This window comes from Citrobacter sp. Cpo074, assembly GCF_030332745.1.
Classification (GTDB): Bacteria; Pseudomonadota; Gammaproteobacteria; order Enterobacterales; family Enterobacteriaceae; genus Citrobacter; species Citrobacter portucalensis.
This window is the reverse complement of record NZ_JAOWHG010000027.1, coordinates 397,964-410,541: the sequence shown is the minus strand read 5'-3', so window position 1 is coordinate 410,541 and position 12,578 is coordinate 397,964. Positions and strand designations below refer to the sequence as shown.

At 51.8% G+C, this 12,578-nt stretch carries 8 protein-coding genes; 5 read left to right on the top strand and 3 right to left on the bottom strand.

Annotated elements, in window-relative coordinates; genetic code table 11:
* The first annotated feature begins 143 nt into the window (after nt 1-143).
* The 5 genes from OGX83_RS06535 to OGX83_RS06515 all read left to right on the top strand — a co-directional run bounded on the left by OGX83_RS06535 (nt 144) and on the right by OGX83_RS06515 (nt 10,357).
* On the top strand, nt 144-5,477 hold the full coding sequence (locus tag OGX83_RS06535) for a peroxidase family protein (protein ID WP_286587613.1): 5,334 nt from the start codon (nt 144-146) through the stop codon (nt 5,475-5,477).
* 10 nt (nt 5,478-5,487) lie between these two features.
* Nucleotides 5,488-7,227: a type I secretion system permease/ATPase gene (locus OGX83_RS06530; protein ID WP_128611581.1), complete on the top strand. Its 1,740-nt coding sequence runs from the start codon at nt 5,488-5,490 to the stop codon at nt 7,225-7,227.
* On the top strand, nt 7,227-8,555 hold the full coding sequence (locus tag OGX83_RS06525; protein WP_171845945.1) for an HlyD family type I secretion periplasmic adaptor subunit: 1,329 nt from the start codon (nt 7,227-7,229) through the stop codon (nt 8,553-8,555). Before OGX83_RS06530 ends, OGX83_RS06525 begins: the two co-directional genes overlap by 1 nt.
* Nucleotides 8,556-8,689: 134 nt before the next feature.
* Nucleotides 8,690-8,977, top strand: a complete 288-nt coding sequence (locus OGX83_RS06520; RefSeq protein WP_032943454.1) for a VF530 family protein — start codon at nt 8,690-8,692, stop codon at nt 8,975-8,977.
* A gap of 12 nt (nt 8,978-8,989) precedes the next feature.
* Complete coding sequence (locus OGX83_RS06515) at nt 8,990-10,357, top strand: glycoside hydrolase family 10-like protein (RefSeq protein ID WP_153753065.1); 1,368 nt, start codon at nt 8,990-8,992, stop codon at nt 10,355-10,357.
* Here OGX83_RS06515 and OGX83_RS06510 read toward each other — a convergent pair.
* From OGX83_RS06510 to OGX83_RS06500, 3 genes are read right to left on the bottom strand one after another with little or no spacing between them, the layout of a single operon-like run.
* On the bottom strand, nt 10,354-10,872 hold the full coding sequence (locus OGX83_RS06510) for a hypothetical protein (protein ID WP_153753063.1): 519 nt from the start codon (nt 10,870-10,872) through the stop codon (nt 10,354-10,356). The genes OGX83_RS06515 and OGX83_RS06510 overlap by 4 nt on opposite strands.
* Nucleotides 10,873-10,926: 54 nt before the next feature.
* Nucleotides 10,927-12,198 (bottom strand): type II toxin-antitoxin system HipA family toxin, encoded by a 1,272-nt coding sequence (locus OGX83_RS06505; RefSeq protein ID WP_286587609.1) that lies wholly within the window; start codon nt 12,196-12,198, stop codon nt 10,927-10,929.
* On the bottom strand, nt 12,191-12,505 hold the full coding sequence (locus OGX83_RS06500; RefSeq protein WP_195994653.1) for a helix-turn-helix domain-containing protein: 315 nt from the start codon (nt 12,503-12,505) through the stop codon (nt 12,191-12,193). The genes OGX83_RS06505 and OGX83_RS06500 overlap by 8 nt, the downstream gene beginning before the upstream one ends.
* Nucleotides 12,506-12,578: the final 73 nt, after the last annotated feature.

Below are 12,578 nucleotides of genomic sequence, written 5' to 3'. Positions count from 1 at the left end.
TGGATACATCATTTTTAAAATATGGACTTTTAATCATGCAATAACAATCAGGTATCTTATACGACTCATTCTTCTGTCAATTTTTGTAAGTGGAAGAAAAGAGTGATGATAGCTAATACAGGTAAAGATAGGGGTAATGACTTATGGCCTCACAATATGACTTTACTGTCACCCTGCACGATCTTGCTTTTATTCTTAAGCAGATCAAAATATCCGAAGCGGCAACTAACCCAGATGGTAGCGTTAATGCTGAATTGCTTAGAGAATTAGTTTCCAGCCCGCTATTACCTTATGGACTTCGCACGGTAGATGGTTCATGGAATAATCTTCTACCGGGTCAGGAGTTATATGGCTCTGCCGACCAGACAATGCCGAGATTAACCGCGTTAAACTGGCAAGATGCGGACCAAATGACCAGTTATATCCAAATTGGTGGCACCGTTATTGATGCCGACCCACGTATTATTAGTAACTTAATTTCCGATCAAACGGCATCTAACCCAGCCGCACTGGAGGTATTTAACGCATTAAAAGATGCTCCCGGCGGGGGGACTATTACAGGAGACGGAGAAACGTTATCCATTCCTAACCAGTCTCCCGATATCGGTCTCTCCCCTGCTTTTAACGGTTGGATGACCTTCTTTGGCCAGTTTTTTGACCACGGTCTGGATTTGATTCCCAAAGGAGGCAACGGTATCGTTTTCATTCCGCTACAGCCGGATGACCCTTTATATGTGGAAGGGTCGTCAACAAACTTTATGCTATTAACCCGGGCAACGGTGGATGAAAATCGAGAGACAGTAAACCTGACGACCCCCTTCATCGACCAAAACCAAACCTACACCTCCCATCCTTCACATCAAATTTTCATCCGCGAATACGTCATTATTGATGGGAAACCTGAGCCTACCGGGAATTTATTAGGCGGTGCGAACGGTGGACTGGCGACCTGGGCCGACGTTAAAAACCAGGCTGAAACCCTGCTTGGCATTAAACTCACCGATCAGGATGTGTTTAATGTTCCCCTGCTGGCTACGGATCGCTATGGTAATTTGATTTTAAGTGAAAATGGAAAGGTACAGATTGTTACCACCGGGGGACTGGTTGAAGCCAACGGCGGTCTGTTGCCTGAGGGAACATTCCGCACCGGCCATGCGTTTCTTGATGATATTGCGCATACTGCCGCGCCAAAAGCGGGTCTGCTGGCAGATGATGACACTGCGATTGGGGGAGAAGGAGCGCAACCGGCAGGAACCTATGATAACGAACTGCTCGATCGTCACTTTATTACCGGTGACGGGCGTGGGAACGAAAATATAGGTTTAACCGCGGTGCACGCCGTTTTTCACAGCGAGCATAACCGTCTGGTTGAGCAATATAAAACAACACTGCTGGAAACCGGTGATATCGACCTCATTAATCAGTGGTTGATGCCCAATCATCAAATCACGGAATTACCTGCCGATACCAGTACGCTGGTATGGAACGGTGAGTACCTATTCCAGGCAGGTCGTTTCTCCACGGAAATGCAATATCAGCACCTCGTATTCGAGGAGTTTGCCCGTACCGTACAACCCGCCGTCGATCCGTTTGTTTTCTCCAACACGGCGGATATAAACCCGATGATCTTTGCCGAGTTTGCGCATGTGGTTTACCGTTTCGGGCATTCAATGCTGACTGAAACCGTGGCGCGCACCGACATTGATATGCAAAGCGGCGATATTGACCTGATTTCAGCATTCCTGAATCCGGTAGCATTTAATCAAATCAACGGGGCCACCGTCACGGACGATCAGGCTATTGGCGCAATTGTGCGTGGTATGACGCGTCAGGTGGGTAACGAAATTGATGAATTTATTACCGATGCTCTGCGTAATAATCTCATCGGCCTGCCCCTCGATTTAGGCGCGCTTAATATAGCCCGTGGCCGTGACACCGCAATGCCGACGCTGAACCAGGCCCGCGAGCAGTTTTTTGCATTAAGCGGTGATAGTCAACTGAAGCCTTATACCAGTTGGGCTGACTTCACTACCTACCTGAAAAATCCCGCTTCAATCATTAACTTTATGGCCGCCTATGGTCAGCATGAGCTGATCCTCAATGCCACCAGCCTTGAAGGTAAGCGTGCAGCGGTAAACTTCCTGTTGTTTGGTGATGCTAACAATGCCCCGCCTGCGGATGCGATGGATTTCTTTAACAGTACCGGAGCGTGGGCAACCAAAGAGACCGGCCTGAATATGGTCGATTTCTGGATTGGCGGGCTGGCAGAGCGCAAAAATGAATTTGGCGGCATGCTCGGCTCAACCTTCAACTTCGTCTTTGAAACACAAATGGAAATGCTTCAGGACGGCGATCGTTTCTACTATCTGAGCCGCGTTCAGGGGCTGAACTTACTCAATGAACTGGAGGCCAACTCGTTTTCCGCGCTGGTAATGCGTAACAGCGATCTTGGCGATGAGGGATCCTCCCACCTGCCCGCAAATCTGTTCCAGACACCGGACCATATTTTTGAAGTGAACCGCGTGCTGCAAACGGAAATCGACCCGAAATGGGGAAATCCACTGAAGGATCTGCTCTCGCCGTTGTTGGTGCGTCGTGACCCAGGTGCGGATGTTGACGGCGATAGTTTTGCCGATGGCGGGTATCTGAAATATACCGGCGATGGGCATGTGGTGCTTGGAGGGACGGCAGGCAATGATACGTTAATCGGCGGTAAAGGGATCGACAGTCTGTGGGGTGATGGCGGAGATGACCGACTGGACGGCGGCGACGAAGCAGACGTGGTCCATGGTGGTGACGGTGATGACATTATTACCGATACCGGTACGCCTGTAGGTGATGCGGACTTCCTGCACGGTGATGCCGGACATGACGTTATCTTCTCCGGTAACGGAAACGATCTGGTCTTTGGTGGCAGCGGTAGCGACTTCGTGGTGGTCGGCGAAGATGCGCAGGAGGTCTTCTCGGGTCAGGATAACGACTTTGCGCTTGGCGGCTCGGGTGGTGATTTCCTGATGGGCAACGAAGGCGATGACTGGCTGGAAGGCGGTGACGGGTTTGACACGCTGGCGGGTGACAACTCCGAGTTGTTCTTCAACAGTACCATTATCGGTCACGATGTCCTCAACGGTCAGGGTAACGACACCGACTACGATGGCGAAGCCGGTGACGACATCATGGTTCAGGGCGCGGGGATCCAGCGCAATAATGGCATGGCCGGTTTCGACTGGGCTATCCATAAAGGCGACCCAAATGGCGCTAACTCTGACCTTGGGATCCCTATTTTTGTCAACCAGCAGGAGTTTATTCTACGCGACCGTTTTGATCTTGTTGAAGGGCTGTCGGGCTGGAAATACGACGATATCCTGACCGGGACAGAACAGCCGATAGGTACTGCGCCTGTTCAGGGCGTTCCCCTCTCTAACAACCTGACCCAGGAAGGTGCGGATCGGATCACCGGTTTACAGGCTATTCTCGGCGTAGAGCGTTCTACAAATCCGGACGCGGTGCTCCTGAATCCTGATGATGGTAGCGATATTTTACTCGGCGGTGGCGGTAGCGACCGCATTATGGGTAAAGCCGGTAACGATATCATTGATGGTGATGCATGGCTCAACGTGCGTATTGCCGTTACGGGTATGGCAGGACTCACCAGCGCCGAAGGTATGGCTGAACTGAAATCGTACATGCTGGCCGGCACGCTGAAACCGAATCAGCTGTCGATTGTGCGAGAAATCCTGCATGAAGGTAACGGCACGGAAACTGACGTCGCGGTGTACCGTGATGTCAGCAGCAACTATGTCTTTACCCGTATGGCAGACGGTAGCCTGCGCGTCGATCACGCCACGCCGGATGCCGCGCTGAACCTGAATGATGGCATCGATCGTCTGTTGAACATCGAAAAACTGGAGTTTGGCGATGGGAAGCAGCTGTGGGTGACGGCGCAGCAAGCGACGGGCGATCTTACCATCAGCAATCCTAACCCTTCGGTGGGCGACCTGCTGCGCGTCAACGTGGCGAACTTGCTGGATGGTAACGGGCTGGCGGCGGATGTGGCCATCACCATGACCTGGCAGGCATTCGTCAACGGCCAATGGCGAGATCAGGCAACCGGCGTTGAGTTCAGAGTGCCTGGCACTATTCAGGGCGCACCGCTGCGTGTGGTAGCCAGCTTTAACGACCGCATGGGTGACGCTGAAACCCTGGTGTCGGCACAAACTCAGGCGATCCTACCGCGAAATCAGGCCACGACCGGTGTGCCGGTAATTAACGACCTCACCCCAACTGAAAGTCTGACGCTGACCGCGGTGGTTTCAGGCATTGCTGACGCCGATGGTCTGAGCGGCGGTAATTTCACTTATCAATGGAGAATGAGTTCGCCAACCGGATTCGTCAACATTAACGGTGCGACTTCCGCCACCTATACGCCGGGTCAGGCTATGGTTGGCAGAACGTTGCAGGTGGTCGTTACCGTCGTCGACGATGAAGGCAACCCCCCTGTTGTCCTGACGTCGACCACCACCCAGCCCGTGGGCGATCTGATTGTGGGTACCAACGGGGCTAACACCCTCGTCGGTACTGCCTGGAGCGATATCCTACGCGGTGAAGGCGGTAATGACACCTTACTCGGCGGTGCAGGTGACGATCTGCTCATTGGCGGTGCGGGAAACGACAACCTCTCTGGTCAGGCGGGGCAAGATATTCTGCAAGGTGATGCCGGTAATGACACGCTTGATGGCGGGCTTGGTGCCGACAGTATGACCGGCGGCACGGGCGATGATACCTACATCGTTGATGATTTCGGTGATGTAGTTATCGAAGGTGTGAATGGTGGCACGGACGTTGTCCGAACCAACCTCAGCAGCTACGACCTCACCGATAACGTGGAAGAACTGGTATTTACCGGCAGCGGTAGTTTTATCGGTACCGGTAATGCCATTGCGAACACCATTACGGGAGGGACCGGTAACGACTATCTGTTCGGCATGGGCGGTAACGACCAGTTGTTTGGTGGTATCGGGAATGACTTCCTCGATGGCGGAGATGGCGCTGATAACCTGCAAGGCGGAGTTGGTAACGACGTCATGATTGGCGGTGCGGGCGCGGATACCCTTTCAGGCGGTAGCGGGGACGATATTCTTAATGGTCAGGAAGGTAACGACATTCTGGACGGTGGTGCCGGTAGCGATATCTTTGCCTTTGGCGCCAACTTTGGGCAGGACCGAATTACCGGTTTTGACAGTAACCCCAACGGCGGGCAGGACTTCCTTGATCTCGTCTTGTTAGGTATCAACGCGGGTAATTTTGCCAGCAGCGTGTCTATCACCGGAAACAATGGCAACACCATTGTGACTATCGGTACAGATACCATCACATTGGTGGGCGTCAACTCAACCACCGTGAATATTGGTGACTTTTATCTGGAAATGCCCACCACCCTTGCCAGCAACAATGGCAATAGTTCATTGATCGTATAAGGAGAAGACTATGTCGCGCCAGCATACGCCAACAGAACTGAATGATGCATTAAAAGGAACGAAACCCACTTTTCTGATGCTGCTGTTTTTTAGTTGTGTGATTAATATGCTTATGCTGGCGCCGGCAATTTATATGCTACAAGTATACGACCGCGTGCTGGTGAGTAAAAATACCACCACGCTGTTAATGTTGACCTTATTGATTGTCGGCTTGTACATCGTTATTGCCATGATTGAATCTGCCCGCGCGCAGGTTATGGTCAGGCTTGGCAACAGGCTTGATATAAAGCTAAGCCAGTTGGTCTTTAACGCAGCCTTTAAAAGAAAGATGGTTACCGGCGATAACAATCCGGCGCAATCTTTAGCCGAACTGGATCAGGTTCGTCAGTTTCTTTCCGGGAATAGTCTATTCGCCTTACTGGATATTCCCTGGACGCCAATATATCTGTTCATCGCCTTTTTGGTCCATCCCCTGCTGGGATACCTTTCTCTCGGCGGAATAACGTTATTATTTATTCTGACGCTGGTATCTGAAATCTCTACCAAACGCCCGATTCAGCAAGCGCACGCCTTAACCATTAACAATGCCAGCAAACTGAATAAACAGCTGCAAAACGCTGATGCCATTGAGGCGATGGGTATGCTCTCGACCCTGAAGTCCAACTGGCAGGAGCAACATAACAAAGTGCTGGCGCTACAAACGCAGATTGCCGACAAAACGGCCGGGTTAAGCAGCCTCAGCCGCTTTGTGCGGGTGTTGCTGCAATCTATTGCGCTGGGTGCCGGGGCTTTACTGGTGATCGGCGGCCATATTACTCCGGGCTTGATGATCGCCGCCTCGATCATTCTTGGCCGCGTCCTCAACCCGGTAGAACAAGTTATTGGCAGCTGGAAGCAGTTCGTGCAGTTTCGTAGCGCGTGGCATCAGCTCTCAACCTTGCTGAAGGAGTATCCGGCACCGAAAGAGGTACTGACCCTGCCGCGTCCGAACGGCAACATCAGCGTCGAAAGCGTCTTCGCCGCTGCCCCCGGCCAGCCTTCCCCGCTACTGCGTAATATCTCATTCCAGCTGGAGCAAGGTGAAGTTCTGGGGATTATCGGCCCCTCAGCCTCAGGGAAAACCTCGCTGGCAAAGGTTCTGGTTGGCGTCTGGAAACCGATATCAGGGAAAGTCAGATTAGACGGCGCAGATATTTGTCAGTGGGATAAAGCGCTGCTGGGCCCGTCTATTGGCTATCTGCCGCAGGATGTGGAACTGTTTGACGGTACCATCGCGCAAAACATTGCCCGCTTCGCGCAGAATGACAGTGAGCTTATCGTCGCCGCCGCATTACTGGCAGGCGTTCATGAGATGATCCTGCGCTTGCCACAAGGTTATGACACGCTGTTGGGCGCAGGCGGATACCAGCTCTCCGGCGGGCAGCGGCAGCGTATCGGGCTGGCACGCGCCGTGTATAACAATCCTGCGTTCATCGTGCTTGATGAACCGAATGCTAATCTTGACGACGCGGGTGAATTTGCACTCGTTAAAGCCATCAATACCCTGCGTACACAGGGACAAACTACCGTCATTATCTCACACCGCCCGACGCTGCTCGGCGTGGTCAATAAGGTTTTGCTGCTTAACGATGGCGCCATACAGGAGTTTGGTACCCGCGATCAGGTTTTTGCCCATTTGCGTCAGGCCAACGTACTGAAACCGGTGGCTACGCCTTCTCCATCCACGACTGAACAGCAACGTGAGGCCTGATGATGAAAAAGAATCCCCACAACACGGCATCTGCTGGCGTAGATACCAATATCTGGTCGCCGATTATCCGGGGCGTGATCGTCATTGTGCTTGGTGTCGGTAGTTTTATCCTCTGGGCAGTGCAAGCTCCATTAGATGCGGGCGTGGTCGCTGATGGTACGGTAACCGTATCGAGTAACCGCAAAACCATTCAGCATCTGAGCGGCGGTCGGGTAACGGATATCTTTATCAAAGAAGGCGACTTCGTGAAGAAAAATCAGGTTCTCGTCCGGTTGGATAAAATGCAGCTCGAAATGCGTTTCAGCGCGTTAAATGCCCAGTATATTTCTGCAAAAAGTATCGAAGATCGCCTGTTGGCAGAACGCGATGGCCTGGAAGCGATCCGCTTTAATACGACGCTGACGCAGCAATTCTCTGGCAATAAACGGCTGACAGAAGTCAGAAATCTGCAGGCCAAGCTTTTCGATACGCGTCGCAAAACGATTCAGGACGAACTGTCGATGATTGAGGAGACGCTCGATGGTCTTGTTGGGCAAACGGATAATCTCAATAAAATAAAAGGCTATCGCGACCACCAGTTTTCCCTGATTAACCGGGAGTTGGGGGCTATTCGCGCGCTGAGCGAAAAGAACTATTACCCCAAAGCGCAATTACTGGTGCTGGAGCGCGAAGCGGCTGAAATATCTGGCAGCGTTTCAGAAGATATTCTTAATATTGCCAAACTGAAATCGCAGCAAAACGAATTAAAAATTAAAGCCTACCAGGTGCGTCATCAATATTTACGTGAAGTTGAGTCTGAACTGACGGAAAACCAAAAAGAAGTGGCAATGCTGGAGGATGAACTGGTGTCCACCCGTCACGAGCTGGATAACACCGAGATCCGCTCACCGATTAACGGTATCGTGCTGGATGTTAAAGTCAGTACCGTGGGCGGCGTCATTCAACCCGGCGAACATCTTATGGATATTGTCGCCGCCGGACAACCGATGCAAATTGATGCCAAAATACCCGTGCATGCCATTGATAAACTGGTCCCCGGCTTAACCGTTGATGTGCTTTTCCCTGCCCTTAACCATGCCCTGTTGCCGTCGGTTCCGGCCCGGGTTCTGACTATCTCGGCGGACCGCTTAATTGATGAAGCCACTCAGCAGCCTTACTACCTTGCGGAAGTACAGGTTTCAGCAGAGGGGGCGCGTTTGCTTGGCGATTACAAAATTAAAGCGGGAATGCCTGCCAGCGTGACGATCAAGACCGGTGAGCGAACCCTGATGAGTTACCTGTTTAAACCGTTGATTGCCCGTCTGGAACTGGCTTTTAAAGAGTATTGAGCCATCCATTGCCGGTATGGCGTACGACTTGTCGCGCCATACCGCTTTCTGCCGTTGCTGGCAGCTTTGCTTTCTTGTAACCTTCTTCCCGTCACACTACTGACAAAATCTGGAACCACTGAACTGGACTTCATATGAATGCTCATATTTCTAAAGACCCTTTACATGGCGTAACGCTTGAAATGCAGGTCAATGCCCTGGTTGAACGTTATGGTTGGGCTGAACTGGCGCAACGCATTAATATCAACTGCTTTAAAAATGAACCGAGCGTTAAATCCAGTCTGAAGTTTCTGCGCCGTACGCCATGGGCGCGGGCAGAAGTTGAAGCGCTGTACCTTGATTCGCTGCATGACCTGGCCTCAAACAACACCCCCGAACCGGCCTTCGATCCCTGGGCTAACAGCCGCAATAAAAAGAAATAAGAGCAAAATCAGATGGCAGCATCCGGTTTCTTTTCAGGAAATTATCAGAAAAAACTGGCGAAGATTCTCGCCCGTTCTCGTGCCAGACTACCGCTGACCAACATGAAATGGTTTGCTGTACTCGTGGGCAGTATGTTGTTACTTGGCAGCTGTTCTTCACAACCGCCCGGCCCCAAAACCACTCCGCTATCTCCGGTGAGCAAACCACAGCAGAGCAAGGAGCCAGTGCGCGGGATCTGGCTGGCGACGGTTTCACGTCTTGACTGGCCGCCTATCTCATCCGTGAACATCAGTTCGCCTGCCGTACGCATCAGCCAGCAGCAAAAAGCGCTGACGGATAAGCTGGACAACCTGAAACGGCTTGGTATTAACACCGTTTTTTTCCAGGTTAAGCCCGATGGGACCGCATTGTGGAAGTCAAAGATTCTACCGTGGTCAGATACCCTGACCGGTACGATTGGCCAGGATCCGGGTTACGATCCGCTGCAGTTTATGCTCGATGAAGCGCATAAACGCGGAATGAAAGTTCATGCCTGGCTTAACCCCTACCGCGTGTCCGTAAACACCAAACCTTCGACGGTCTCTGAATTAAACAGCACGCTGTCACAGACGCCGTCCAGCGTATACGTCCTGCATCGGGACTGGATCCGCACTGCGGGCGAGCGTTTTGTGTTAGACCCCGGTATTCCCGACGTGCGCGACTGGATCACCAGCATCGTGGCGGAAGTGGTTGAGAATTACCCGGTTGATGGCGTGCAGTTTGATGATTACTTCTATACCGAATCTCCCGGCTCTGCGCTCAACGACAGCCAGACCTTCAGAAGATACGGCCAGGGATTCGCTTCCAAGGCTGACTGGCGTCGCGATAACACGCAACGGCTGATTGCCCAGGTATCGCGGACCATCAAGAAACTCAAGCCTGAGGTTGAATTCGGCGTCAGTCCTGCGGGTGTGTGGCGCAACCGTTCGCACGATCCAGCGGGCTCCGACACGCGCGGCGCGGCAGCGTATGATGAGTCGTATGCAGACACCCGCCGTTGGGTGCAACTAGGTTTACTGGATTACATTGCACCGCAACTCTACTGGCCTTTTGCCCGTGACGCAGCGCGTTACGATGTACTGGCAAAATGGTGGGCAGATGTCGTGAAATCAACCAACACCCGCCTCTACATTGGTGTGGCACTGTATAAAGTCGGTGAACCATCGAGAAAAGAGCCGGACTGGACGGTAAAAGGCGGTGTGCCGGAACTGAAAAAGCAGCTCGATTTAAACGAATCCGAACCGTACATCAACGGCACGATCCTGTTTCGCGAAGATTATCTTAATCAACCGCAAACGCAGGAAGCCGTGACCTATATTCGTAATCGTTGGGGACGTTAATAGTTGTCCTGAGTGGGAAGTCTGAGCCAGACGCTCACGTAGCGGGTAAATTTCCCCACAAAAACGCCGGCGAACATGCCGCCTGTAATGATAGCCAGAGCGCTCATTGCGGGTTGACGTAAAACGTCGGGAGCAGTGGCGTTAAGTACGCCAAGAACGTACTTAACGCCAAATGCCAGCAACATAAATGGCAATGCGGAATAATCTGCCGGACGATGAATACTCCGCGGTGCGCTACTGCGGCTCAAACGGTCTGGGTTAATTAATATGTAGCCAATTATCGCGCCGCTGATAATACCTATCGTCCACTGGATATAGGTAATGAGGGTCGGGTCGCGATAAATTATTAAATCGTAGATATCCCAGAACAGAAAAATAGCCGGGATCAGCGCCAGCTTTTCCAGCGTGACGGTGGCGGGTGTTCTGGCTTTAATCCCTCTGTAAAGTAGAAAGGCAAACAGCAGATACACCCAAACTGGCGTGTGTTCCAGCATACCCAAGACAAATTCAGCCATAACATTGCCCCGCTCAGATTTAATTCTTCGCTAAGTGTAGCGGCTGTATCTGCGTTACCGGGACATTAACCGACGGACATTATCATCAATTTGTTTCTGAATCGTCTTCAGCGTGGATTGCGTTATCTGATCGGGGTATTTGTCCCTGGCGATGGCGCTCAATGCCGTGGCAAAGTGACAGACTTTTTCGATTATGCCGTTCACATGGTCAGCAGATAACTCAGCTTCCTGAACGCCAAGCGACTGAAGGTGCTTTCTTTTGATATCCAGCGCCTCTCCCAGCACGTCCATTTGGTGATACCCGCCAGGCCCTTCGCACCAGGTGACATCGTAAGCCGGAGCCAGAGTCCAGTCTCCATCGGATGACATTAAATAGGCAAAATTCTTCGGATGATCGTCGCGGTTGTTAAATGCCACGTTGAAAACCACGCGTTCGAACGCTTTTGCCTTTTCTCTGACATCATTGGTACAAATCTGCGTGGCGCGCAGAAAATCCCGGTAGTCTAAAGCGCCGGGTATCTGGTAATTTGCCCCGGTAAGTGCCGCCAGGCTCTGCATAGGAATACGTATCGACTGGTCACGGTCGAAACGGCGAGTGGCAAATGCCGCCTGTCCGCCGGGCAGATTGAAATACGCAGTATCGGGCGTGGTGATCCCACATTGGCGCAAGCATTCAGCATAAACCGCTTCGATGGCACATACCTCAGCATGCTCATGCCTGGCGGGAAATTTAATCAGCCAGCTTTCGCTCCCGGGTAGCGGCGCAGTGGTAAATTTTGACGTGACAGTGTCACGATAAAGTAACGCTTTTGGCCTTGCCCCTTGTGGCGATCCGCCCATCTGAAGCAATTTTTGCAAGAATTCCCCGCCGTCTCCACTCAGGACTTCCTGCACCTCTGCGGCCAGTTGTTCGAGAGGAACATCCTCTTTTGAAATCTTCTCGACATCTGACTGAACGGGCTGGAATGTCATGGCGCCCATCGCGTTGTTGCCGACCCAGGTTAAACGCTCTAATGGACCTATGCGTGCTGCGTTGAGTCCGCGGCGTTTAAATAGTCGGTCCATCAACAGCATACCCCAGCCGTCAGGTAGCGAATCATAGACTGGCCCAGATAATCCCAGCTGATGAGCCGGGAAATCCCTGCGTAAACGGGGACCGTTCAGCGGTAACATCAGTCGGGACAGTTCCAGCCCCTTACGTAAGGCCTCTTCACTGTATTCAAAGGCGATCAACGGACGTCCGGTCAGGGCTGTGGAAGACACCAGTTTGCCCCACAGCCATTTCTCACCCCAGCCTTCATAGAAGACATCAACTTGCTCAGGCATCAGAATTTTTCCTTTTTATCCGCTGGCGCGTTGCGCTCTTTTCGTAACGCAAAATATCATCGAGACTATCAATCCTGGGTTTGAATAACCCCTCCAGCGCATCGCCATAGCCTAACACCATCGCGACTTTGACCAGATTCTCAAATCCTACATTCTTACCGGTTTCCAGATTTGAAACGGTATTCACACCGACACCTGAACGCGCGGCAACATCAGCTTGCGTCATTTGCTGCGCGAGTCGTTCTTTACGTAATCTGTCGCAAAGCAGTTTGACGATATCAGCTGCAGTATTTAGCGTTAAATCCATAATATTGGCTCTTATTGGGATAAAAACGACTTTACACCCAATATTATAGAGTTAAGTTGGGAATGATTCAAAA